Source organism: Acidovorax sp. SDU_ACID1 (assembly GCF_045291395.1).
In the GTDB taxonomy this organism is placed as follows: Bacteria; Pseudomonadota; Gammaproteobacteria; order Burkholderiales; family Burkholderiaceae_C; genus MR-S7.
Genome location: NZ_CP152342.1, coordinates 1,688,900 through 1,713,892, shown reverse-complemented (window position 1 = coordinate 1,713,892; position 24,993 = coordinate 1,688,900). Strand labels below are relative to the sequence as shown.

The 24,993-nt window shown below is 69.0% G+C and carries 14 protein-coding genes and 5 pseudogenes; 4 read left to right on the top strand and 15 right to left on the bottom strand.

What is annotated here, in order from left to right; genetic code table 11:
- Nucleotides 1–92 precede the first annotated feature (92 nt).
- On the top strand, nucleotides 93–638 hold the full coding sequence (locus tag AAG689_RS08420; protein WP_406625561.1) for an Rrf2 family transcriptional regulator: 546 nt from the start codon (nucleotides 93–95) through the stop codon (nucleotides 636–638).
- A 90-nt stretch (nucleotides 639–728) separates the two neighbouring features.
- On the opposite strand, the pseudogene aceA reads toward AAG689_RS08420, so the two are convergent.
- The 4 genes and pseudogenes from aceA to AAG689_RS08400 all read right to left on the bottom strand — a co-directional run bounded on the left by aceA (nucleotide 729) and on the right by AAG689_RS08400 (nucleotide 6,393).
- Nucleotides 729–2,059 (bottom strand): annotated as a pseudogene (aceA, locus tag AAG689_RS08415) (isocitrate lyase).
- Nucleotides 2,060–2,391: 332 nt separating this feature from the next.
- A complete protein-coding gene (phbB, locus tag AAG689_RS08410; protein ID WP_406625560.1) occupies nucleotides 2,392–3,129 on the bottom strand; it encodes an acetoacetyl-CoA reductase in 738 nt (245 codons plus the stop codon).
- 237 nt (nucleotides 3,130–3,366) lie between these two features.
- Entirely contained in the window at nucleotides 3,367–4,545 is a 1,179-nt protein-coding gene (locus AAG689_RS08405; RefSeq protein ID WP_020229624.1) for an acetyl-CoA C-acetyltransferase, read from the bottom strand.
- 135 nt (nucleotides 4,546–4,680) lie between these two features.
- Nucleotides 4,681–6,393: a PHA/PHB synthase family protein gene (locus AAG689_RS08400; protein WP_406625559.1), complete on the bottom strand. Its 1,713-nt coding sequence runs from the start codon at nucleotides 6,391–6,393 to the stop codon at nucleotides 4,681–4,683.
- Between the two features lie 142 nt (nucleotides 6,394–6,535).
- Between AAG689_RS08400 and AAG689_RS08395 the strand changes: the two are divergent.
- Nucleotides 6,536–6,840 (top strand): annotated as a pseudogene (locus AAG689_RS08395) (hypothetical protein).
- A 30-nt stretch (nucleotides 6,841–6,870) separates the two neighbouring features.
- On the opposite strand, the pseudogene AAG689_RS08390 reads toward AAG689_RS08395, so the two are convergent.
- Nucleotides 6,871–7,512 (bottom strand): annotated as a pseudogene (locus AAG689_RS08390) (polyphenol oxidase family protein); the annotation flags it as partial.
- Nucleotides 7,513–7,604: 92 nt separating this feature from the next.
- The gene (maiA, locus tag AAG689_RS08385) at nucleotides 7,605–8,273 is read right to left on the bottom strand and encodes a maleylacetoacetate isomerase (protein ID WP_406625558.1); all 669 of its coding nucleotides are present in this window, start codon (nucleotides 8,271–8,273) and stop codon (nucleotides 7,605–7,607) included.
- A gap of 59 nt (nucleotides 8,274–8,332) precedes the next feature.
- Here maiA and AAG689_RS08380 point away from each other — a divergent pair, with 59 nt between their 5' ends.
- Complete coding sequence (locus AAG689_RS08380; protein ID WP_406625557.1) at nucleotides 8,333–9,031, top strand: fumarylacetoacetate hydrolase family protein; 699 nt, start codon at nucleotides 8,333–8,335, stop codon at nucleotides 9,029–9,031.
- Between the two features lie 72 nt (nucleotides 9,032–9,103).
- On the top strand, nucleotides 9,104–9,652 hold the full coding sequence (locus AAG689_RS08375) for an NUDIX hydrolase (RefSeq protein WP_406625556.1): 549 nt from the start codon (nucleotides 9,104–9,106) through the stop codon (nucleotides 9,650–9,652).
- 3 nt (nucleotides 9,653–9,655) lie between these two features.
- Here the strand turns inward: AAG689_RS08375 and AAG689_RS08370 are convergent, their stop codons facing one another.
- From AAG689_RS08370 to AAG689_RS08330, 9 genes and pseudogenes are all read right to left on the bottom strand, one after another.
- Nucleotides 9,656–12,118: a transglycosylase domain-containing protein gene (locus AAG689_RS08370; protein ID WP_406625555.1), complete on the bottom strand. Its 2,463-nt coding sequence runs from the start codon at nucleotides 12,116–12,118 to the stop codon at nucleotides 9,656–9,658.
- A gap of 45 nt (nucleotides 12,119–12,163) precedes the next feature.
- The gene (locus tag AAG689_RS08365) at nucleotides 12,164–13,102 is read right to left on the bottom strand and encodes a GSU2403 family nucleotidyltransferase fold protein (protein WP_406625554.1); all 939 of its coding nucleotides are present in this window, start codon (nucleotides 13,100–13,102) and stop codon (nucleotides 12,164–12,166) included.
- Between the two features lie 60 nt (nucleotides 13,103–13,162).
- Nucleotides 13,163–14,086: a patatin-like phospholipase family protein gene (locus tag AAG689_RS08360; RefSeq protein WP_406626310.1), complete on the bottom strand. Its 924-nt coding sequence runs from the start codon at nucleotides 14,084–14,086 to the stop codon at nucleotides 13,163–13,165.
- Between the two features lie 29 nt (nucleotides 14,087–14,115).
- Nucleotides 14,116–16,173 (bottom strand): NAD-dependent DNA ligase LigA, encoded by a 2,058-nt coding sequence (gene ligA / locus AAG689_RS08355; protein WP_406626309.1) that lies wholly within the window; start codon nucleotides 16,171–16,173, stop codon nucleotides 14,116–14,118.
- 22 nt (nucleotides 16,174–16,195) lie between these two features.
- Entirely contained in the window at nucleotides 16,196–16,570 is a 375-nt protein-coding gene (locus AAG689_RS08350) for a hypothetical protein (protein ID WP_406625553.1), read from the bottom strand.
- 8 nt (nucleotides 16,571–16,578) lie between these two features.
- Nucleotides 16,579–17,673: a ZipA FtsZ-binding region gene (locus tag AAG689_RS08345; RefSeq protein ID WP_024001878.1), complete on the bottom strand. Its 1,095-nt coding sequence runs from the start codon at nucleotides 17,671–17,673 to the stop codon at nucleotides 16,579–16,581.
- 11 nt (nucleotides 17,674–17,684) lie between these two features.
- A complete protein-coding gene (gene smc, locus AAG689_RS08340; RefSeq protein ID WP_406625552.1) occupies nucleotides 17,685–21,209 on the bottom strand; it encodes a chromosome segregation protein SMC in 3,525 nt (1,174 codons plus the stop codon).
- 149 nt (nucleotides 21,210–21,358) lie between these two features.
- Nucleotides 21,359–21,667 (bottom strand): annotated as a pseudogene (locus AAG689_RS08335) (YnfA family protein); the annotation flags it as partial.
- Nucleotides 21,668–21,680: 13 nt separating this feature from the next.
- Nucleotides 21,681–24,820: pseudogene (locus tag AAG689_RS08330) on the bottom strand (EAL domain-containing protein).
- Between the last annotated feature and the right edge of the window lie 173 nt (nucleotides 24,821–24,993).

Sequence of the window (24,993 nt, the reverse complement as noted above, 5' to 3'; positions counted from 1 at the left end):
GGCCACCGCAGGGCCGCATGGCCCGGCCACAGCGCTTCGGCGCAGCAGCAGCGGCCCTGCCCGCCACCCTTCACGACAAGGAACCCCACACCATGCGTTTGACCACCCGAGGCAAGCTGGCTGTCACCGCCCTCACGGACTTGGCACTGCGCTCCCACGGCCAGCCCGTCGCCCTTCCCTCCATCAGTGCACGCCAGGGCATTTCGCTGTCCTATCTCGAGGACATCTTCAGCGCGCTGCGCCGCGCAGGCATCGTCTCCAGCATCCGCGGCCCCGGCGGCGGCTATACGCTGCTGCGCCCGCCCCAGGAGCTGTCGGTCGCGGACATCGTCCTCGCCTCGGAGAAATACATGCCCCGGCCAGCCGGCCAGGACGAAGGCGCCTCCCCTTCCGGCGGCGGCGATATGACCGCTGAGCTGTGGGCCAACTTCCACTCCCGGGTGATGGAATACCTGCAATCCATCACCGTCGCCGACCTGCTGGCACAGCAGCAAGCTGGCGACAGGGCGCTACAGACCATGCAGGTAGTTTCGTCCCCTTCCCGCACACGAGCCGTCAAGACCCAGTTGCCCGCGCAGAACGTGCCGAATTCCGTTTTTGCACTGGGTTTGCCGGGGGCCAAGCTCAAGCCCAGCTAAGGGAAGCTTCAACGCCGCTCAAAAAAGAAAAGCCACCCGACGGGTGGCCTTTTCACCTTCCAGTGCCCTATCGGGCACCTGGTGGCTCGATCAGTGGAACTGCTCTTCTTCGGTGGAACCCGTCAGCGCCTTGACCGACGAGGAGCCGCCCTGGATCACCGTGGTCACGTCGTCGAAGTAGCCCGCGCCCACTTCCTGCTGGTGCGACACGAAGGTGTAGCCCTGCTCGCGTGCGGCGAATTCAGGTTCCTGGATCATTTCCACGTAATGGCGCATGCCTTCGCCGCCTGCGTAGGCGTGGGCGAACTTGAACGTGTTGTACCAGTTGCTGTGGATGCCGGCCAGCGTGATGAACTGGTACTTGTAGCCCAGCGCGGACAGGTCTTCCTGGAAGGAAGCGATTTGCTTGTCGTTGAGGTTCTTCTTCCAGTTGAACGAGGGCGAGCAGTTGTAGCTCAGCAGCTTGCCAGGGCATGCGGCCAGCACGGCCTGGGCGAATTCGCGGGCGAAGCCGATGTCGGGCACGCCAGTCTCGCACCACACCAGGTCGGCGTAGGGGCGTAGGCCACGCCGCGGCTGATGGCCTGCTCCAGGCCGTTTTTCACGCGGTAGAAGCCCTCTTGCGTACGCTCGCCGGTCAGGAAGGGCTTGTCGTTGGCGTCGTGGTCGCTGGTAATCAGATTGGCGGCCTCGGCATCGGTGCGAGCCAGCACGATGGTGGGCACGCCCATCACGTCGGCGGCGAAGCGCGCGGCGATCAGCTTCTCGCAGGCTTCCTGCGTGGGCACGAGCACCTTGCCGCCCATGTGGCCGCACTTCTTCACGGCGGCCAGCTGGTCTTCGAAGTGCACGCCTGCGGCACCGGCGGCGATCATGTTCTTCATCAGCTCGAAAGCGTTCAGCACGCCGCCGAAACCGGCTTCCGCATCGGCCACGATGGGCAGGAAGTAGTCGACGAACTCCTTGTCGCCGGGGTTCACGCCGCGGCCCCACTGGATTTCATCGGCACGCTTGAAGGTGTTGTTGATGCGGCGGACCATGGTGGGCACCGAGTCGTAGGCATACAGCGACTGGTCGGGGTACATGGTTTCGCTGGTGTTGCCGTCGGCGGCCACTTGCCAGCCCGACAGGTACACGGCTTCCAGGCCCGCCTTGGCTTGCTGCATGGCCTGGCCGGCGGTGATGGCACCGAAGGCGTTCACGTAGCCCTTCTTGGCGCCGCCGTTCACCAGCTCCCACAGCTTTTCGGCGCCGCGCTGGGCCAGCGTGTATTCGGGCTGCAGGCTGCCGCGCAGGCGCACCACGTCGGCGGCGCTGTAGCCGCGCTTGACGCTCTTCCAGCGGGGGTTCTGGGCCCAGTCCTTTTCGAGGGCTGCGATCTGTTGTTCACGGCTGAGTTGTGCGTTCAGGGACTTCGACATGGTTGCTCTCCAAGGGTTGGTTCATCGGGGGCATCGGTGCGATGCCCTTGGAGACAACTTTAAGTCTTCTATAAGACCTGAACAAGCTCTTATGTCTTATAGAAGACATGATTTTTTTACTTAAAAATCAATAACATAACTTTATATTTTTATGATACGAAATATATTTTCTCATATCGAGAAATTTTGCGGCAATGCAGCATGATTCATTTTTCATTTGGCAAAACTTCACTCACCATATGAAAAATCATGGCCGACATGAAAAAGGGAACGCGCTGCGTTCCCTTTGTCGGCTTTCGTGCCCGCCCGGCAGCGGGCGCATGCCTGCATGCTTAGCCCATGTGCAGGCCGCCATTGACGGAGAAATCCGCCCCCGTGGCGTAGCCGCCTTCTTCCGAGGAAAGCCACGAGATGATGGATGCGATCTCGCTGGGCTCGCCCAGGCGCTTGACCGGCACCGTCGCCACGATCTTTTCCAGCACGTCCGGACGGATGGCCTTGACCATGTCGGTGCCGATGTAGCCCGGGCTCACGGTGTTCACGGTCACGCCCTTGGTGGCCAGCTCCTGCGCCAGAGCCATCGAGAACCCGTGCATGCCCGCCTTGGCGGCCGAGTAGTTGGTCTGTCCGGCCTGGCCCTTTTCGCCGTTCACGCTGCTGATGTTGACGATGCGGCCCCAGCCCTTCTCCACCATGTCGCCCACGACCTGCTTGGTCACGTTGAACATGCTGTTGAGGTTGGTCTCGATCACCGCGTCCCAGTCCTCGCGCGTCATCTTGACGAACATGCGGTCGCGCGTGATGCCGGCGTTGTTGACCAGCACGTCGATGCTGCCGTGCTCGGACTTGGCCTTGGTGAAGGCCTCGACGGTGGAGTCCCAGTCGCCCACGTTGCCCACCGATGCATGAAAGGTGTAGCCCTGTGCCTTCTGCTCTCCCAGCCATTTCTCGTAGTCGCGCGTCGGGCCGCAACCTGCGATGACCTTGAAACCATCCCGGTGCAGACGCTGGCAAATGGCAGTGCCGATGCCCCCCATGCCTCCTGTGACGTACGCGATCTTCTGACTCATTGTGCTCTCCTGGTTTGGCAAAACGGAATGTGTTCCAAGTGCCACTCTACCCAAGAATCGCGGTGTTTCCGTCGAGGAAAACACGGGGCGCCGCAGAGATTTTGGAGGCCCTCAGGCATGCGATGATGACGGGTTATGGATGCACCATGCATTGCCATGGGACCATGAAAAAAGCCGCGCCCGAGGGCGCGGCCTGTAGGCCTGGAGGCCCTGCTCGCACAGGGCCCGTCTGGCTGCTCAGCGCTCCACCGCCAGCGAAACGCCCATGCCGCCGCCGATGCACAGCGCGGCCAGCCCCTTCTTGGCGTCGCGGCGCTGCATTTCGTGCAGCAGCGTGACCAGCACGCGGCAACCCGATGCGCCGATGGGGTGGCCGATGGCGATGGCGCCGCCGTTCACGTTCACCTTGGCGGGGTCGACGCCCAGCTCCTTGTTCACAGCGCAGGCCTGCGCGGCGAAGGCTTCGTTGAGTTCGAACAGGTCCACGTCGCCCACGTTCCAGCCTGCACGCTGCAGCGCCTTGCGCGATGCGGGCACCGGGCCCATGCCCATGGTGGCCGGGTCGAGGCCGCTCGTGCCGAAGGCCGCGATGCGCGCCAGGGGCTTGAGGCCCAGGGCCGCAGCCTTCTTGGCACTCATGACCACGACGGCGGCAGCGCCGTCGTTGATGCCCGAGGCGTTGCCCGCAGTCACGGAGCCGGCCTTGTCGAAGGCGGGGCGCAGGCCGGCCAGGGCATCGGCATTGGTCTTGCGGTTGAGGTATTCGTCGGCCGCGAAGACGATGGGGTCGCCCTTCTTCTGCGGCAGCGATACGGGCACGATCTCGTCGGCGAAGCGGCCGGCGTCCTGCGCGGCCGCGGCCTTCTGCTGGCTGGCAAGGGCCAGCGCGTCCTGCATCTCGCGCGTGATGCCGTGCTGCTTGGCCACGTTCTCGGCGGTGATGCCCATGTGGTACTGGTTGTAGACGTCCCAGAGGCCGTCCACGATCATGGTGTCCACCAGCTTCCAGTCGCCCATGCGCTGGCCGTCGCGCGAGCCGTTGAGCACGTGGGCCGAGAGGCTCATGTTTTCCTGGCCGCCGGCCACGACGATCTCGCTGTCGCCCGTGGCGACGGCCTGCGCGGCCAGCATCACGGCCTTCAGGCCGGAGCCGCACACGGCGTTGATGGTGAGCGCGGGGGTTTCCTTGGCCACGCCGGCCTTCATCATGGCCTGGCGTGCAGGGTTCTGGCCGCAGCCGGCCGCGAGCACCTGGCCCATGATGACTTCGCCCACCTGGTCGGGAGCCACCCGCGCACGCGCCAGCGCCTCGCGGATAACGAGGGCGCCCAGCTCGGTGGCGGGCGTCTTGGCGAGTGCGCCGCCGAACTTGCCCACAGGCGTGCGTACGGCAGAGACGATGACGATGTCTTCCATGATGTCTTCCTTTCTTTCATCCGGCCGAAAGGCCGTATTTGGCGGGACCCGCGCACGTGGCGGCGCAGGCCCTGCAATGCATTCTGAATCTGCCTGCTGTCAGGACTATTGCGTAATCAATGCCGCGGAAAACCCTCAGGCCTTCTGCTGGACGTAGCTGCCGGGCGCGGGCTCGATGGCCTTGAACTTGGGCGCCTTGCCGTAGGACTTGGGCGCGGCGACCTGCTTGCCCGCATGGCCCTTGAGCCAGGCGGCCCAGTCGTCCCACCAGCTTCCGGGCAGTTCGGTGGCACCTTGCACCCACTCGTCCAGCGTGGCCGGCAGCTTGCCGTCCTCGCGCAGCCAGTGGCTGCGCTTTTTCTTGGCCGGCGGATTGATCACGCCCGCGATGTGGCCGGAGGCGCCCATCACGAAACGCTTCTTGCCCGGCAGCACCTGCGTGGAGGCGTAGGCCGCGCCGATGGGCACGATGTGGTCCTCGCGCGAGCCGTAGATGTACACGGGCAGCTTCACCTTGCGCAGGTCCAGCTTCTCGCCGCAGACGGTGAGCTTGCCGGGCTGGATGAGGTTGTTCTCCAGGTAGAAGTTGCGCAGGTACCAGGCGTAATACGGGCCGGGCAGGTTGGTGGCGTCGCTGTTCCAGTAGAGCAGGTCGAACGCGGGCGGCGTCTCGCCCTTGAGGTAGTTGCCCACCACGTAGTTCCACACCAGGTCGTTGGGCCGCAGGAAGCTGAAGGTCGATGCCAGCTCCTGCCCCTTCATGAGCCCGCCCTGCCCCATCTGCATCTCGCGCAGGCGCACGAAGCTCTCGTCGATGAAGACATCGAGGATGCCGGTATCGGAGAAGTTGATGAGCGTGGTGAGGAAGGTGGCGCTGGCCACAGGCTCCTCGCCGCGCGCGGCCAGCACGGCCAGGGCGTTGGCCAGCATGGTGCCGCCCACGCAGAAGCCCAGGGCGTTGATCTGCGGCGCGCCCGTGATCTGCTGCACGGTGGCGATGGCGGTGAGCACCGCGTCCTCGATGTAGTGGTCCCAGGTCTTGTCGGCGAGCGACATGTCCGGGTTGCGCCAGCTCACCACGAAGGTGCGGTGGCCCTGCGACACGGCGTAGCGGATCACCGAGTTGTCGGGCTGCAGGTCAAGGATGTAGAACTTGTTGATGCACGGCGGCACCATGAGGAAAGGACGCTCGTACACCTTGGGCGTGAGCGGCTTGTATTCGATGAGCTGGAACAGCTCGTTCTCGAACACCACCGCGCCCTCGGTCGTGGCCACGTTGCGGCCCACCTCGAAGCGGCTTTCGTCGGTCATGGAGATGTGGCCCTGGCGCAGGTCGTGCAGCAGGTTGGCCACACCCTTGGCGATGCTCTCGCCCTGGGTTTCCAGCGCTTTCTTCTGCGCGTCGGCGTTGAAGGCCAGGAAGTTGCTGGGCGCCATGGCGGCCAGCCACTGCTCCACGCTGAATCGGATGCGCGCGCGGGTCTTGTCGTCGGCCTCCACGGCATCGACCAGCCCCATGAGCGTGCGTGCCTGCAGCTGGTAGGCCGCCACGGAGAACGCCGACAGGGGGTTTTGCGCCCAGCCGTCGCCGCTGAAGCGCTTGTCGCCGCCTTGCGGGGGCGCTGCCTGCCAGCCCTGGCTCCACAGGGCGCGGGCGCTTTCCATGTACTGCTGCTGCAGCTCGGCCAGCTTGCCGGGCGCGAAGCCCACGGGCTGGTGCGGCTTCAGGGCCGTGGACAGGGCGCCCATGTCCACGGGTTGCAATGCTTGCAGCATCTTGGTCCAGCCGTCACCGAAAATCTGCTGGAATTGCCGGGCGCCTTCGGCCCAGCCTGCGTCAGAATCCATGCTGCCTCCTTGTGAATGCATGTGCCATGGCGCGGGCCCTCGCCCGCGAGCCATGGCAACCATTGTTGCCGAGCCCGGAACCGCCCCGCAAGCCATGGCATTCACCAAGGCCCCTCCAAAACCCTTTGTTTCCTGTCCGTTCATGTATCTGGTGGTCATTGCGTGGCTGTACATCACCCTGCTGATGGCCGTGGCCGAAGCCACGGCCGCCAACGGCACGGTGCTGGGCGCCATCGTCACGTTCGTGCTCTACGGGCTGCTGCCCCTGGGCCTGGTGCTCTACATCCTGGGCACGCCGGCACGCAAGCGCGCGCTGCGTGCGCGCGAGCAGGCCGAGCGCACGGCGGAGGCGCAGGCCGCGCCGTCAGCCGGCCAGCCAGATGCAGGCGGCCATGCGCCCACTGGCGCCGAAGCGGGGTTGTCCCGCCGGTAGGAAAAGAACCGTGACGGGTTGCCCACGGTGCACCACGCAGGCGAACTGTCGTTGCCGTAGAGCCGCTCCACACCTGCCGCGCGAAGGCGCTGGCGCGCCAGGCCAGCCAGGTCGGCCAGATACTTGCCGCCGGCCTGGGGCCGGAAGTGCGCAGCAGCCGCGCCGTCCTGCACGCAAAAAGCCTCGCGCACTTCGGGGCCGACCTCGAACGCCGTGGGGCCGATGCAAGGGCCCAGCCAAGCGATGACGTCCGCCGCCTCGATCGCTTCTTTTTTCATAGCTGCTTGCGCTTGGCCAGCAAGCGCTGGAGGCTGAAATGACTCCAAAGCCGATTCCAGCACCCCCGCCGCCAGCCCGCGCCAGCCCGCATGCGCGGCCGCCACGCGGGTGCCGGCGCGGTCGGTGAAGAGCACGGGCAGACAGTCGGCGGCCATGGCCACGCAGGCCACGCCGGCCTGCGCAGTGGTGCAGGCATCGGCCTCGATGCCGTCGGGCGTGTCCGCCAGCAGAGGCTGCAGGACCGTGCCGTGCACCTGCCGCAGGTACACGGGGCGCACGGGGCGGCCATCCGCGGGGCCTTCCGCACTCAGCACCGCCTGCAGCGTGGCCCAGTTGGCGCGCACGGCAGCGGGGGCGTCGCCCGCGTAGCGCCCCAGGTTGAAACTGTCCCAGGGCGCGGCGCTCACGCCGCCGGCGCGCGTGGTGCACACGGCGTGGACGTGCGCGGGCGCGGGCCAGTCGGGCCTGAGCCAGTCGGCGGGCTGCGCTGCCACGGGGGTCAGCCCTCGCAGTCGGGGCAGGCCGAGGGCTGCGCGCGCTGGAATGCGGGCAGCTGCATGCAGGCCTCGAACGCGGCCATGGTGCGCGGCAGGCCGCCCATGTCGACCTGGAAGCGCTGGCCGTTGAAGATCTGCGGCACCAGGCAGCAGTCGGCCAAGGTGGGCGTGTCGCCCCAGCTGTAGACGGAGGGCGGCAGGCCCGCGCCATCGCGCTCCGCGGCCAGCAGGGCGAACTGGCGCTCGTAGGCCTCCAGGCCGCTGCGCACCCAGTGGCGGTACCAGGCGTCCTTGGCCTCGTCCGTCACCTGCAGCTGGTGCTTGAGGTACTTGAGCACGCGCAGGTTGTTGAGCGGGTGGATCTCGCAGGCCACCATCTGCGCGAGCGCACGCACGCGGGCGCGGGCCAGCGCGTCCGGCGGCAACAGCGGCGGCGCGGCGTGGGTTTCTTCCAGGTATTCGATGATGGCCATCGACTGCGCGAGCAGGTGGCCGTCATCGGTTTCCAGCGCCGGCACCAGCGCGTCGCCCTGGCGCTGGGCGTAGGCCGGCGCGTGCTGCTCGCCCTTCACCAGGTGCACCGGCAGGTATTCGTAGGGCAGGCCCTTGATCTCGAGCGCGATGCGCACGCGGAACGATGCCGAGGAACGGAAGTAGTTGTAGAGCTTCATGGAGCGCAGCATAAGGCACCGTGGCACACTGCATGCTCCTTCGAAACGCTTGGCTTTCCATGACTTCCTACGTGATTCTCCCCGCTCCCCAGGCCAGTGTGCCCGTCGCCGGCACGGCCGACCGTTTCCCCGTGCACCGCATCTACTGCGTGGGCCGCAACTACGCCGAGCACGCCAAGGAAATGGGATTCACCGGCCGCGAGCCGCCCTTCTTCTTCATGAAGCCCGCCGACGCCGTGCTGCCCGTGGCCGCCGGCGAGACGGGCCACATGCCCTACCCCACGCTCACGGCCAACCTGCACCACGAGATCGAGCTGGTCGTCGCCATCGGCAAGGGCGGTGCCAACATCAAGGCGCAGGACGCGCTGCAGCACATCTGGGGCTACGCCGTGGGCCTGGACATGACCCGCCGCGACCTGCAGAACGACATGAAGAAGCAGGGCCGCCCCTGGTGCATCGGCAAGGGCTTCGAGACCAGCGCGCCCATCGGCCCCATCACGCCCGTGGCCCAGGCAGGCGACGTGGAGAAGGCCGCCATCTGGCTGCAGGTGAACGGCGCCGACCGCCAGCGCAGCAACGTGGACAAGCTCATCTGGAACATCGCCGAAACCATCGAACACCTCAGCGCCGCATGGACGCTGCAGCCGGGCGACCTGATCTTCACCGGCACGCCCGAAGGCGTGGGCGCGGTGGTGCGCGGCGATGTGCTGGAAGGTGGCATCGACGGCCTGGGCTCCCTGCGCGTCGCGCTCACCTGACCGCTACCACAACCATAGCTGCCAGCGCTTGATGGACGGGCGCTGGAGCCGTTTTTGATTCAAAAAGAAAGCATGACCTTCCGCCGCCCCATCCAGCATTGCCGCGCGTGCGGATCGGCCGTGGTCTACCGCGTGCCCGACGACGGCGACACGCGCGAGCGCGCCGTCTGCCCCGCCTGCGGCACCATCCACTACGAGAACCCGCTGAACGTGGTGGGCACGGTGCCCGCTCTGGGCGACCGCGTGCTGCTGTGCAAGCGCAACATCGAGCCGCGCTGGGGCAAGTGGACGCTGCCCGCGGGCTTCATGGAACTGGACGAGACCACCGCGCAGGGCGCGGCGCGCGAGACCGACGAGGAAGCGGGCGCGCAGATCGAGATGGGCCCGCTGTTCTCGGTGCTGAACGTGCCGCGCGTGGGACAGGTGCACCTGTTCTACCTGGCCACGCTGCTCAGCGACCGGTTCAACCCCGGCTACGAGACCATCGAGGCGCGCCTGTTCACCGAAGACGAGATTCCCTGGGACGAGCTGGCCTTCCGCACGGTGAAGGCCACGCTGGAGCGCTACTTCGCCGACCGCCGCGCGGGGCGCTTCGGCATGCACTGCATCGACATCGTCTAGGGTCTACTGCGGCGGGCTTTCCCACGGGCTGGGCACGACCACGCCGCGGTGCACCGGCTCCGTCGTCACCATGCCCGGCTCGGGCTGCGGCCCGTCGGGCTCCGTCATCCACACGGGCGGCTCCACGGGCACCGGTGCGCGCGGCGCCACTTCCTGCAGCGGCACCAGGGGCGCGTCGGTGATCTCGGGGCGCTCGCTCTCCAGAGGCGCGCTGGCGGCGCTGGCCGGGGGCGCGGGCGCGCGCGGCAGTTCGGGCTCGGGCGCGCCTGCCGGGCCGGCCTGCTCCCCGGTGGGGCGGCCGAACAGGTCGTAGACCCAGTTGCGCAGGGCGCTCACGGCCCCCGCCGTGCGGCCGGCCCAGGAGCTTTCCTCCTCGTCGACGAAGCGCTCGCGCGCGTCGATGAGCTTGGCGCGCAGCGCCTGGCGGAACACGTCCCCCACCATCGGCAAAGCGCTGTGCGCGCCCTGGCCCCAGTAGTCGCTGCGCAGGGTGATGCGCGCGTCGTTGAAGCCCACCCAGGCTCCGGCCACGAGCTGCGGGTGCATGAGGATGAACCAGCCGTCGGTGTTGTCCTGCGTGGTGCCGGTCTTGCCGGCCACGTCGGCGGTGATGCCGTAGCGGCTGCGGATGGCCGCGCCCGTGCCCTTGTCCACCACGCCGCGCAGCGCGTCGCGCAGTTCCTGCGCCGCGGTGAGGCCCAGGGCGCGCTCGGACGGCGCGGCCTTGAACTCCTCCAGCAGCCTGCCCTCCTTGTCCTCGATGCGCGTGATGACCTGCGGCGCCCGGTAGCTCCCTGCGCTGGCGATGGTGCCGTAGGCGGCCACCATTTCCTTGAGCGTGACGTCGCTCGTGCCCAGCGCCAGCGCGGGCACGGGCTCCAGCTTCGACTCGCGCACGCCCATGGCGCGCGCGAGCTGCGCCACGCGTTCGGGGCCCACCTGCTGCATGAGCTGGACGGTGATGGTGTTCTTGGAATAGGCCAGCCCGTCGCGCAATTGCATGGGCCCCTCGCTCGGCGGAGTATTGCCGTCCGTGGGGCGCCAGACACGCTTGCCGCCCAGGGGGATCTCGACAGACGTGTCCAGCAGCGTGTCGGTGGGCAGCATGCCCTTGGCGAAGGCCGCGCCGTAGACGAAAGGCTTGAACGTGGAGCCCGGCTGGCGCCGTGCGGCCTGCACGTGGTCGAACGGGTCGCTGCCGTAGTCGCGGCTGCCCACCCAGGCCAGCACCGCGCCGCTGCGCGGGTCGAGCGCCATGAAGCCGGCCTGCACGCGGGTCTTGGCGGCGCGCAGTTCGCGCAGGAAGGCGGCATCCTGGAGCAGGTCCTGCAGCACCGCATCGGGCTCGCCGCCCGCGGCCACGGCCTTTTCGTAGCGCGCGGACTCGCGCACCAGCTGCTGCACCAGCGTGCTCTTGGGGCCCCACACGCCGCGCGGCGCCCAAGCCCCGTCGGCCACGCCCTGCAGCGCCCGGCCCTGGCGCTGCACGGCCTGGGTGGCGATCTCCTGCAGGCGGCCGTCGATGGTGGTGCGCACCACGAGCCCGTCGGAATACAGGCTGTAGCCGTTGCGGTCCGCCCAGTCGATGAGCTGGCGCCGCAGTTGCTGCGCCAGGTGCGGCGCCAGGCCCGCCACCTCGCTCTGGCGCTCGAAGCGGATGCGCAGCGGACGCTTGGCCAGCGTGTCGTATTCGGCGGCCGCGAGCTTGCCGCGCTTCTTCATCTGCGCGAGCACCGTGTTGCGCCGTGCTTGTGCGCGCTCGGGGTTGAGCACGGGGTTGTAGTAGGCCGTGCCCTTGAGCATGCCGATCAGCGTGGCGCTCTCCAGCACCGTGAGCTTGTCGGCCGACTTGTCGAAATACGTGCGCGCCGCCATCTCGATGCCATAGGCGTTGTAGAGGAAGGGCACGGTGTTCAGGTAGGTCTCCAGGATCTCGTCCTTGGAATAGCTCCACTCGATCTTGAGCGCGGTGATCGCCTCCTTGAGCTTGCGCGTGAGCGTGGGCGCGCGGCCGATCTCCTCGGGATACAGGTTGCGCGCAAGCTGCTGCGTGATGGTCGAGCCGCCCTGCCGGTCGCCCCCCGCCGTGCGTACCACGGCCGAGAGCGTGCGCCGCCAGTCCAGCCCGAAGTGCTCGTAGAAGCGGTGGTCCTCGGTGGCGATCAGCGCGTCCACCACCGCGGGCGCGATCGCATCGAGCGGCACCCACTCGCGGTTGACCCACTTGTACTCGGCCAGCAGCCGCCCGTCGCTGGAGACGAGCTGCGCCGGCTGGTCGGTCTTGGCCTTGCGGATGTCGCTGATCGCCGGAGTGAACGGAACCAGCGCCAGCACGTAGAGCAGCACTGCTGCAGGCACGGCCGCCAGGAACAGCGCGAGGGTGTGCTGCGACCACAGGCGGTCGGGCTTGCGCAGAAAACGGCGCAGCGCCTGCCAGGCGGTGCGGGGAATATCGGATGGATTCATGGTCAAAATGGGCTCTGGCGCCTATTCGACAAGCGCAAGCAGCTATCAATTCAGAAGCAATCCCTCGTCCATCAGGGCTTGCACGATATCCGCCTGGCGTGCATCGCGCCGGCGCTTGATGGGTTCGCGGTGCGGCGCCTCGGCCGCCATCCAGCGCTTGAAGGCCACGAAGGCTGCGGGCGCAATGGTGCGCATGCGCGCCATCCGCCCCGTGGCGGAAACCACCACCTGCTCGAAGCGCGCGGCGCTCGTGAGGAACGAGGCGCGCCGAGCCTGCACAGGCCAGAGGTCCTCTTCGTCGCTGGAGAAGCGGAATGGGTGCGGATCGTCGCCTTCGGGCTGCCGGCGCAGGAAATCCACCTCGAAACCCTGGGCGTTGATGGCCGTCTCGTTCTGGCCTTCCTTGCGACGGAAGCTCGGGTCGGCACGCTGCAGCACCTGGAGCATGGACACATCGAGCCTTTGCATGTCCGCCAGGAATTGCACACGTCGCCGCGCATCCCAGAGCAGATCCACGTCCTGCGTGGCCAGCGCACCCTGCACGATGCGCACGCCCGCAGCCATCTCGTAGGCGTAGAGGGCATGCGTGCCGACCACCGCGAAGTGCCGGTCCAGGCCGCTTTCGGCCAGGGTATGCAGCAGCGTGATGAGCAAGGCCGGAGCCCTGCCGACCTTCAGCGCCTTGTTCATGCGCTCGGCATCCCTGAGTGCCATGCGCAGCGATTGCAGCCGGGCCTGGCACTGCGCCTTGCGCTCCGTGAAAGCGGCGTAGGTGGCTTCAGTCTCGGCGCTGCGCGCGCCGATGCGGGTCTGGCGGTTGTCCGGTTGCGTCTTGACCAGGTATTCGTACTCCCCTTGGCGTTTCCAGTACATGCCGCCCGCACAGGTACGCGCATCCCGCGCGACGCGTGCGTGCTCGTCGAACACGGTGGCCGCATCGATCACCTGGCGCGCGGCGTTGTCGGAAAGGGGCAGGTAGTCCATTGGCCGTAAAAATTCAAAAATTGATTTTTATACGGCCAATTATTGCCAATCAACCACTTATCACCCCATGAATCGCCGCAACTGCGGCAACGCAGCCTGTGCGGCGCGGCGGCCCTCGGCGATCGCCTCGGGCGCGCGGTGGAAGTCCAGCAGGCCCAGGTGCGCGAGGCTGGGCGCCACCACCACCTCGGGCGGGTCGCCCGCCATGCGGCTGCGGGTGATGCGCATCTGCATGATGGTGACGCTGGTCATCACCACGTCCAGCACGGAGGGCTTGCGCGGCAGGGGCGCCACGGCCGGGCCTGCTGCGGGCGCCCCGGCAGGTGCCCAGAACCGCAGGCGGCTCATCCAGTCGGTGCTGGCGGCCGGCTCGGGCTCGGGCACCGCGCCGGGCTGCTCCGGCGGCGGGTCCTGCACCACGGCCAAGGGCTGCATGTGGCGGTGCAGGATGTCGGTGTTCAGGTCCACCGCGATGACGATGTCCGCTCCCATCGCGCGTGCGAGCGAGGCCGGCACGGGGTTGACGATGCCGCCGTCGACCAGCAGCCGCCCGTCCGCCCGCGCCACGGGCGTGAACAGGCCGGGCAGCGCGATGGAGGCGCGCACCGCGTCGGCAATGGAGCCTTCGCGCAGCCACACCTCGGCGCCCGAATGTAGGTCCGTCGCCACGGCACCGAAGGCCAGCGGCGAGTCCTCGATGTCGAAATCCGCGAAGTGGCGGCGCCAGAAGGCGATGAGTTTTTCGCCCTTGAGCATGCCGCCCGCGAGGTTGAAGTCCATGAAGCCGAACACGTCGCGCATGCCCAGGCCCTGCACCCAGTCGGCGAAACGCTCCAGCTCGCCGCCCGCGTAGGCCGCGCCCACCAGCGCGCCGATGGACGCGCCGCAGACCACGTCGGGCTTGAGCCCCTCCTCCTGCAGCACCTGCAGCACGCCGATGTGCGCCCAGCCGCGCGCGGAGCCGCTGCCCAGCGCCAGGCCCAGCCGGGGGTGCGGCGCGACAGCACCATGCGCTACAGGCTCCCGTCCAGCAGCGCACGCAGGCCGTCTTCGTCCAGCACGGGAATGCCCAGCGCCTGGGCCTTCTCCAGCTTGCTGCCTGCCTCGGCGCCGGCCACCACGTAGTGGGTCTTCTTGCTGACCGAGCCGGCTACCTTGGCGCCCGCGGCTTCGAGCAAGTCCTTGGCCTCGTCGCGGCCCAGCGTGGGCAGCGTGCCGGTGAGCACGATGGTCTTGCCCGCGAGGGGCAGCGTGGCACCCTCTTGCGGCTCGCCCTCTTCCCAGGTGACGCCGCAGGCGCGCAGCTGCTCCACCACCTCGCGGTTGTGCGGCTGGGCGAAGAACGTGTGGATGGCCTCGGCCACCACAGGGCCCACGTCGTTCACTTGCAGGAGCTGGTCCACGCTCGCGTCCATGATGGAGTCCAGCGCACCGAAGTGCCGCGCCAGGTCCTTGGCCGTGGCCTCGCCCACGTGGCGGATGCCCAGGCCGAACAGGAAGCGCGGCAGCGTGGTGCGCTTGGATTTCTGCAGCGCGTCGAGCACGTTCTGCGCGGACTTCTCGGCCATGCGGTCCAGCTCGCTGAGGCTCGACAGGCCCAGCCGGAACAGGTCGGGCAGCACGCGGATCACATGGCCCTCGACGAGCTGGTCCACCAGCTTCTCGCCCAGGCCCTCGATGTCCATCGCGCGGCGCTGGGCGAAGTGCAGCACCGCCTGCTTGCGCTGCGCGGGGCAGAACAGGCCGCCGGAGCAGCGGTGGTTGACCTCGCCCGGCTCGCGCACCACGCTGCTCCCGCAGATCGGGCACTGCGCGGGCATGCGAAAGTTGGGCACGTAGCCGGCGCGCGGTGCGGGCACCACGCCCACCACCTCGGGAATCACGTCGCCCGCGCGGCGCACGATGACCTCGTCGCCCACGCGCACGCGCTTGCGGCGCAGCTCGAACAGGTTGTGCAGCGTGGCGTTGGTGACGGTGACGCCGCCCACAAACACGGGCGCCAGGCGCGCCACGGGCGTGAGCTTGCCGGTGCGGCCCACCTGCACGTCGATGCCCTCCACGCGCGTCATCATCTCCTGCGCCGGGTATTTGTGCGCCACGGCCCAGCGCGGCTCGCGCGTCACGAAGCCGAGCTGCCTTTGCAGCGCCAGGCTGTTGACCTTGTAGACCACGCCGTCGATGTCGTAGGGCAGCTGATCCCGCTCGGCGCCGATGCGCTGGTGGAATGCTATGAGTTCCGTAGCACCTCGCGCAATCTGCACCTGCGCTGCGACCGGAAAACCCCATGATCTGAGCTTCTCCAGCAGCGCGAAGTGCGTGGCGAACTCCGCGCCCTCCACCTCGCCCACGCCATAGGCGAAGAACGACAGCGGCCGCTGCGCGGCGATGCCCGAATCGAGCTGGCGCACCGCGCCCGCCGCCGCGTTGCGCGGGTTCACGAAGGTCTTGCCGCCCTGCTCGCGCTGGCGCTCGTTGAGCCGCTCGAAGTCTGCGCGTCGCATGTAGACCTCGCCGCGCACCTCCAGCACCGGCGGCGCGTCCTTGGGCAGCGTGAGCGGGATCTGGCGGATGGTGCGGATGTTGTGCGTCACCTCCTCGCCCACCTCGCCGTCGCCGCGCGTGGCGGCCTGCACCAGGCGGCCGCGCTCGTAGCGCAGGCTCATCGCCAGGCCATCGAACTTGGGCTCGGCCACGTATTCGACGGGCGGGGCATCGGGCGCCAGCTTCAGCTCGCGCCGCACGCGTGCATCGAACGCTTCGGCGCCGGTGGCCTCGGTGTCGGTCTCGGTGCGGATGGAGAGCATGGGCACCTGGTGGCGCACGGGCGTGAGGCCCTCCATCACCGCGCCGATCACGCGCTGCGTGGGCGAGTCGGGCGTGACCAGGTCTGGGTAGGCGCCTTCGAGCGCCTGCAGCTGCTGGAACAGGCGGTCGTACTCGGCGTCGGGCACGCTGGGCGCGTCGAGCACGTAGTACGCGTGCGCCCACTGGTTGAGCTGGTCGCGCAGCGCTTCGATTTTGCTGGCTACCAGCGCAGGCCCCTTGGGCGCTGGAGCTGAAAAAGGTCGGATTGTTCAGACATGCCAGGAAGGGTCAGGCCCGGTCCCACTGGGCCAGGTGCAGCAGCACGCCCGAAGGGTCCCAGACGTAGGTCACGCACGCGCCGTAGGGCTCCTGCTTCGGCGCGGCCACGCGGGCGCCGGGGAAGCGGCCCGTGTCGATGAGCCGCGAGACGTCCGCGAAGCACTGGGCCGCGTCCTGCACGGAAATGTGCAGCATGCAGTTGTCCGCCCATTCCTTCACGTAGTAGCGCTGGAGGTAGAACCGCGCCCCGCCCAGCTGGAACAGCGCCAGGCCGTCGTCCGACCACTCCAGGGTGCAGCCCAGGGCCGTATAGAACGCCTTGGACAGCGCGAAGTCCTGGGCCGGGAGGAAGGAGCGCACATCGTGGGCGCGCAGGTCGATCATGCCGGCTCCTAGCTGAACAGCCGCCGCGCCAGCACCGAGCCGGCCGACAGCTCGCGCTGGTCGAGCGTGTCGTAGAGCTGCTCCAGGTCGGCGGCGATGGGCTCCATGGTCATGGCGGGCAGCGGCGTGCCGTTCTGGTCGCACAGCACGCCGTCCATGGCCTGGCACAGGGCGGCGGCGGCCTCGCGCAGGCGCGCGAAGGGCTGCTCGGCACGGTGCACCTGGGCCACGTCCAGGCTCAGGATCACGTCGCGCACGGCGGACTGCTCGGGCTCGTCGGACATGGCGGCCTGCGGGTCGTAGGCCAGCGTGAGCATGGGCGGCAGGCCGGGGCCGCTCGCGGGCAGCACCAGGCGGCCCGGCATGGCGCCGGGCAGGAAGCCCAGCCGCGCGGCATGCTGCTGCACGTAGCCGGGGCTCCATGCGGCCTGGCGCGCGCGCAGCACGAAGGTGAGCTGGGCGTCGTGGTCGCTGGCGAACTGGTCCAGCTCGCGCGCGCGGGCCACCTCGTGCAGCATGTCGGGGAAGTCGGGCGCGGCGTTGATGGCGTCGGCGAAGCCCTGGGTCTTCATCACGAATTCGGAGAACTCGATCTCGTTGAGCGCGCCCACGCGGTTGGCCAGTTGCACGCCGGCCTGGAACTGCTGGTAGCGCTGGCCGGGCTGCGGCGTTTCCCACTGGCGGGTGGCCTCGTTCAGGCCCTCGATGGCGAAGGGCTTGCTGCCCGCGCGGCGCGTGGGCGGCATGGCCGCCAGGGCGGCGTCGCCCGAGACCGGCTGCTCGGCGGCGACGGGGGCGATGGCGTCGATCAGCGCGTCCAGCCCGCCGCGGCGCTCGGGCGGCGGCACGGGCAGGTCAAGGGCGTCCTGCACGTGGATCGCGTGGCCGTCCAGGCTGGGCTCCATGCCCCCGCCCTCGCCCACCGCGAGCGCCGGGCCGTCGAACGCGGGCTCCTGGCGCGGCGCGCCGTCCTGCGCGGCCTCGGGCGGGTTCGGCTGCGGCCGCTTGGGCGCGTTGCGGTGGGTGGTCCAGGCGTTGTAGGCGACGACGACGATCAGCACGAGGCCGCCGGCGATGATGAGTCCGAGTTGGAAGTTGCTCATGATGGGATGGTTCAAGCCTCTGCCATTGACAAGGCGGATTCCATGTCGACCGCCACGATGCGCGAGACGCCCTGCTCCTGCATGGTCACGCCGATGAGTTGCTCGGCCATTTCCATGGCGATCTTGTTGTGGCTGATGAACAGGAACTGCGTGCCCTTGGACATGCTGGCGACCAGCTTGGCGTAGCGCTCGGTGTTGGCGTCGTCCAGCGGCGCGTCCACCTCGTCGAGCAGGCAGAACGGCGCGGGGTTGAGCTGGAAGATGGCGAACACCAGCGCGATGGCCGTGAGCGCCTTCTCGCCGCCCGAAAGCAGGTGGATGGTCTGGTTCTTCTTGCCCGGCGGCTGGGCCATGACCTGCACGCCGGAGTCGAGGATCTCGTCGCCCGTCATGATGAGCTTGGCCTGGCCGCCGCCGAACAGCTCAGGGAACATGCGGCCGAAGTGGTGGTTGACGGTGTCGAACGTGCCCGACAGCAGCGTGCGCGTCTCGCCGTCGATTTTCTTGATCGCGTCTTCCAGCGTGGTCATGGCCAGCGTCAGGTCTTCGGTCTGCGCGTCCAGGAAGGTCTTGCGCTCGCGCGCCAGGGTCAGCTCGTCCAGCGCGGCGAGGTTCACGGCGCCCAGGGCGGCGATCTCGCGGTGCAGGCGGTCGATCTCGCTCTGCAGGCCGCCGACGCGCACGTTGCCTTCCTCGATGGAGCGGGCCACGGCCTCCAGGTCGGCCTGCGCGTCCTGCAGCAAGGTGCCGTACTGCTCCAGGCCCAGGCGCGCGGCCTGTTCCTTCAGCTGGAATTCGGTAATGCGCTGGCGCAGTGGGTCCAGCGCGCGCTCGTGCTGCATGCGCAGCTCGTCGCTCGCGCGCAGGCGGGCGGTCAGGTCGTCGTACTGGCTGCGCTGGGCGGCGAGCTGGCCTTCGCGCTCCATCTTCAAGTCCAGCGCCTGCTGCAGCCCGCCTTGCGCGGCGGCATCGGTCAGGCGGCCCAGCTCATCCTGGGCGCGCTGGCGCTCGTCGGCCAGCGACCGGGCCTGGGAGCCCGCAGTGTCGATGGTGCGCGCCAGCTCGGCGCGGCGCGCCTGCAGGCTGCGCTGGGAGAACTGCGCCTCCTGCGCTTGGCGCTCCAGCGTGCGCTGCTGCTCGCGGCATTCGGCCAGGCGCCGCTCGGCCTCGATCACGCGGTCGCCGAGCTGCGCGTGGCGCTCCTGGCTGTCGGCGAGCTGCATGTCCAGCTCCTCGAAGCGCGCCTCGGCGGAGACGCGGCGCTCCTGCAGGTCGGACAGCTGGGCCTCCACCTCGAACAGGTCGGCGCCGATCTGCGCGCTGCGCGCGCGGGCCTGCTCGGCCAGTTGCGACAGGCGCAGGGTTTCGACCTGCAGCTCGTGCGCGCGGCCTTGCGATTCGGTGGCCTCGCGGCGCGCGGCGACGAGGCGCTGCGAGGCATCGGCATACGCGGCCTCGGCGCGCACCAGGGCCGTGCGCGCCTCCTCGGCGATCAGGGCCTGAGCACGCAGCTCCTTTTCAAGGTGCTCGATTTCCTGAGCGCGCGCGAGCAGGCCGGACTGTTCGGAGTCCTGCGCGTAGAAGCTCACGCTGTACGCATCCACCGCGTGGCCGCTGGCGACGTAGACCGCCTCGCCCGGCTGCAGTTGTGCGCGGCGGGCGAGCGCGTCGTCGAGCGACTGCGCGGTGTAGCAGCCCTGCAGCCAGCCCGCGAGCACCGCGCGCAGGCCTGCGTCGTGCACGCGCAGCAGGTCGGCCAGGCGCGGCTGGCCGGCCGCACCTTCCGCAGCGGGCGCGGTGGGGCTGCTGTAGAAGGCCAGCTTGGCGGGCGGCGCGTCCTGCCCGCCCGCGCCGAGAAAGCCGCGCACGCGGTCGAGCTGGCCCACGGGCAGCGCGGCCAGGCGCTCGCGCAGCGCGGCCTCCAGCGCGTTCTCCCAGCCGGGCTCGATGTGGATGCGGCTCCACAGGCCCTGCAGCCCGTCCAGGCCGTGCTTGGCGAGCCAGGGCTGGAGTTTGCCGTCCACCTTCACCTTTTCCTGCAGCGCCTTCAGCGCCTCCAGCCGCGCGGACAGGTCGGCCTGGCGCGCGGCCTCCTGGTTCACGGCCTGCTGGCGCGCGCGGCGTTCCTCGTCCAGTTGCGGCACGCTGTCCTGCAGCTCGGCCAGGCGGGCCTCGGCCATCTCGGCGCCCTCCTGCGCCTCCTGGAGCTGCTGGCGCAGGTTCTCCAGGCGCGCCTCGTCGGGCGCGGCCAGGGCGTTGCGGTCGGTGCGCAGGCGCTCGTGGCGCGCTTCGAGCTGGCGGCTCTGCTCGTCCAGGCTGCGCTGCTCGGCGGCCAGCACCTGTATCTGCTGCTGCACCTGAACCACGGCGGCGCGCTGCTCCTCGCTGCGCTGCTGGTTCTGGCGCAGGGCCTCTTCGAGGTCGGGCAGCTGCATGGCCTGCTCCTCGACCTGAGCGGCCAGCAGCTCGGCCTGCTCCTCCGCATGAATGCCCGAGCCTTCGATGTTCTCCACCTCGGCCTCGGCCTCTTCCTTGCGGGCGGACCACTGGGCGATCTGCTCGGCGAGCTGCACCAGGCGCTGCTCCACGCGCTGGCGGCCCTCGACCACGTAGCGGATCTCGGCCTCCAGCTTGCCGACCTCGGCCGTGGCCTCGTAGAGCTTGCCCTGGGCCTGGTTCACCTGGTCGCCGGCCTCGTAGTGCGCCTGGCGGATGGTCTCCAGGTCGGCCTCCACGCGGCGCAGGTCCGCCATGCGCGATTCGAGGTCGTTCACGGCCTGCAGGCCCTCGTTGCGCACGCGGGTCTGCTCGGCCTCGGCATCGGCGCGCTTCAGGTACCAGAGCTGGTGCTGCTTGAGCGTGGCGTCGTGCTGCAGCGCGTTGTATTTGGCGGCCACCTCGGCCTGCTTTTCCAGCTTTTCGAGGTTGGCGTTCAGCTCGCGCAGGATGTCCTCGACGCGCGTGAGGTTCTCGCGCGTGTCGGCCAGGCGGTTCTCGGTCTCGCGGCGGCGCTCCTTGTACTTGGAGACACCCGCGGCTTCCTCCAGGAACAGGCGCAGCTCCTCGGGGCGCGACTCGATGATGCGGCTGATGGTGCCCTGGCCGATGATGGCGTAGGCGCGCGGGCCCAGGCCGGTGCCCAGGAACACGTCCTGCACGTCGCGCCGGCGCACGGGCTGGTTGTTGATGTAGTAGCTGCTGGCGCCGTCGCGCGTGAGCACGCGCTTGACGGCGATCTCGGTGAACTGGTTCCACTGCCCGCCCGCGCGGTGGTCGCTGTTGTCGAAGGTCAGCTCCACGCTGGAGCGGCTGGCGGGCTTGCGGTGCGTGGTGCCGTTGAAGATCACGTCCTGCATGCTCTCGCCGCGCAGCTCGCTGGCCTTGGATTCGCCCAGCACCCAGCGCACCGCGTCCATGATGTTGGACTTGCCGCAGCCGTTGGGGCCCACCACGCCCACGAGCTGGCCGGGGAGCATGAAGTTGGTGGGCTCGGCGAACGACTTGAAGCCGGCGAGTTTGATGGAATTGAGGCGCACGGGGCTGCTGCAGCGGCGATGACGGCGGTGGCGGGAAGGCTGGAATCATACCGTGGCGCCCCCTGCACCCGGCCGCTACAGGGTTCTACGCCGAATCGGCCTCCAGCGCTTGTCCATCAAGCGCAAGCAGCTATCAAAACAGAAGTTTTTCAGCGGGGAGCGAAGGCGATGATCGCCATGCCGCACAAGGTGACGGCCACGCCCAGCCAGTCCCACGGGCCGGGACGAATGCCGTCCACCGCCCAAAGCCATGCCAGCGCCACGGCCACGTAGACGCCGCCGTAGGCCGCATACACGCGCCCTGCGGCCGCCGGGTGCAGCGTGAGCAGCCAGGCGAACAGGGCCAGGCTGGCGGCGGCAGGCAGCAGCAGCCAGGCGCTGGCGCCCTGGCGCAGCCAGAGCCATGGCAGGTAGCAGCCGACGATCTCGGCCAGCGCCGTGGCGAGGAACAGGCCCAGGGTCTTGGAGATCTCAAGCACGGGACGCGTGCTCCAGCACCAGGGCCTCGTAGTCGGCGACCGCGAGCGGGGGCTGAGCAAGTAGCCCTGCCAGGCATGGCAGCCGTTGCGCTCCAGGAAGACGCGCTGCGCCTCGGTCTCCACGCCCTCGGCGGTGACCTGCAGGCCCAGGCTGGTGCCCAGCGCGACGATGGTGCGGGCGATGGCGGCGTCGTTGGGGTCGGTGAGCACGTCGCGCACGAAGCTCTGATCGATCTTGAGCTCCTGCAATGGCAGGCGCTTGAGGTAGGCCAGCGACGAGTAGCCGGTGCCGAAGTCGTCCAGCGAGAAGCCCACGCCGTAGCCGCGCAGCTGCACCATCTTGGCGATGGTGTCCTCCACGTCCTGCAGCAGCAGGCCCTCGGTCAGCTCCAGCTTCAGGCGGCGCGCCTCGGCGCCCGAGCCGGCCAGCGCGGCCAGCACCTGGGGCACGAAGGACGGCTCGTGGAACTGGCGCGGGCTCACGTTCACGGCCAGCGTGAGCTGGCCCAGCACCGGGTGGGCGCTCCACCGCGCCAGGCGTTCGCAGGCCGTGCCCAGCACCCATTCGCCCAGCGGCAAGATGAGGCCGCAGTCTTCGGCCAGCGGAATGAACTGCGACGGCGGGATGAAGCCCTTGTCCGGATGGCGCCAGCGCAGCAGGCCTTCGGACCCGATGATGCGGCCGTGGACCATCTTGGGCTGGTAGAACAGCTCGAACTGGCCACCCTCCAGGCCCGCGCGCATGTCCGCTTCCAGCGCCACGCGCGCCGCGACCGCGGCCTGCATCTGCGGGTCGTAGAAGCGCAGCGTGTTGCGGCCGGCGGCCTTGGCCTCGTACATGGCCAGGTCGCTGCGCTTGAGCAGTTCGTCCACCGACTCGCGCAGGCCCTGGAACAGCGTGATGCCCACGCTCAGCGTGGTGTGGTGCTGCTCCCCGTCGAGCTGGAAGGGGCCGCGCAGCGCGGCCAGGATCCTCGTGCCCACTTCCTCGGCGCGCGCCGCGGCCTCCTGCGGGTTGCCGTCGAGGTCGGTGAGCACCACCACGAATTCGTCGCCGCCCAGGCGTGCCAGGGTGTCGTCCTTCTCCGCGCAGCAGCGCAGGCGGTCGGCCACCTCGCGCAGCAGGCGGTCGCCCATCTCGTGGCCCTGGGTCTCGTTGATGGTCTTGAAATGGTCGAGGTCCAGCATCAGCACCGCGCCGCAGCGCTGGTGCCGCGCGCTCAAGGCCAGGGCCTGCTGCAGGCGGTCGAGCAGCAGGCGCCGGTTGGGCAGGCCGGTGAGCGGGTCGTAGTAGGCCAGGTAGCGGATTTCCTCCTCGGCGGCCTTGCGCTGGCTCAGGTCCACCATGGTGACGATATGGCTGTCGCCCAGCCGCATGCCCGACAGCTCGATGGTGCGGGTCTGGCCGGACTTGGCGGTGATCACGCATTCCACCGGACGGATGGCGCCGTCCTCGCCATCCTGCGCCTGCGCGCAGGCGGTGCGCCATTCGCTCTGGGCGCGCTGGCGCTGCTGCGGGTCGGGCACGACCAGGCGCCACCAGGTGTCCACGTCGGGCGCCTCCTCGGCGCCGTAGCCGCAGATCTGCACGTGGCGGTCGTTGCGGAAGACGATGGCGCCGTTCTGCACCAGGTTCACCCCGGCGGGCATGTGGTTCAGGATGTTGCGCAGGTGGTGCTCGCTGCCGCGCAGCGCATCCTCCATCTGCTTGCGCTCGCTGATGTCCTGCACCACGGCGATGTAGAAGCCGGCCCGCCCGCCGTCGATGCGCAGCGGCGACGCGGTGAGGTCCGCCCAGACGAAGTGCCCGTCCTTGTGGCGGTAGCGCTTCTCCATGTGGAACTCGGAGATCTCTCCCGCCAGCATGCGCTCCAGGAGGGCCTGGCCCTCCTGCAGGTCCTCGGGGTGGCTGAAGTCCTGCAGGCGCATCTGCTGCAGTTCCTGCGCCTCGTAGCCGAGGATGTCGCAGAACTTCTGGTTCACGCGCACCAGCCGTCCGCCGCGCGAGTCCGCCTGGGCCATGCCCACGGCGGCCTGGTTGAACACGGCGCGGAAGCGCTCCTCGCTGTCGCGCAGGGCCGTGTCGGCCACCTTCACGTGGTCCAGCGCCTGGGCGCGCCGCAGCACCAGCAGAGCCACCAGGGCCGTCAGCAACGCGGTGACCAGCAGCCCGCCGGAGGCGAGCACGCCCGGCAGCTGCATTTCGTAGGGCGACAGGAAGCTGGCAGTGGGTTGGAACTCCAGGTGCCAGCGGCGCCCGCCCACCTGCACGTCGGACTCGCGGCGCATGTCCGTGTACCAGGGTGTCTCCTGGGCGGTCAGCAGGGGATAGGCGGGGCCGGGCTGGGCCGCGTCGGCCGGGCCGACGTCCGCCATCGTCAGCGACAGGCCCTGCAGGTAGCCCTCGCCGCGCAGCGACTGGACCACGTCGTACACCCGCAGGCTCACTCCCACCGCACCGAGAAAGCGCGGCGCCGCGCCGGGACCGGCCGCGAACACCGGCACGCGGATGATGATGCCCGCGCGGTGCTCCGTCTCCTGGTGCAGGTCGAACGGGGCCGACGCCACCAGCGCCCTGGTGTCGCGGGCCCGGTACATGGCCTCCAGGTTGGCCGGCTGCGAATGGATGTCCAGCCCTTCCACGCCCGGGTTGCCTTCCCGGGGCCAGAGGAAGTCCACCACGAAGTATTCCGGCCGCTGCCGGGGCGGGTGGATGGCGAAGCCGCCGGGCATGCTGCCGTCCAGGTGCGCGTCGGCACGCGCCCGGGCCTCGAACGCCTCGCGCTCGGGGCCGGGTACGTAGCGCGTGAAGTTCACGTTCTTCACGCTCGGGTGGTAGCGCGACAGCTCCAGCTGGCTGGCCACGCGCTCGAACTCGCTGCGGCGCAGCTGCGGGTTGACGGTGAGCAGGCCGCGTATGCCGTGCAGCAGGTCCACGTGCGATTCCATGCGCCGCTGCAGGGCCTCCGCGAACGAGCGCGCCTGCTGCTCGAAGCGCGCCTGCGCGATGGCCGTCATCGACGTGCGCTGCTGTTGCCACAGCGCATAGCACGCCACGCAGCCCGCCAGCACCATCGCCAGGCTGGGCAGCCAATGCCACGGCGAACGGCGCGAATCGGCGGGCGGTGTCATGTGGGGGAAGAAGAGAGGAGCCGGGCATCATGCCCGGTCGGGTGTGGGCAGAGCATAGCGGCATTTGCGCGCCCGATTGGCCGGCAGCGCGCGTGCCGGGCGCATGCCGCCATGAAAACCGTGCGCCGGCCTGCAAGGTGCGGCGCCGCCGCAACACTTGCCCGCCGCCCGCG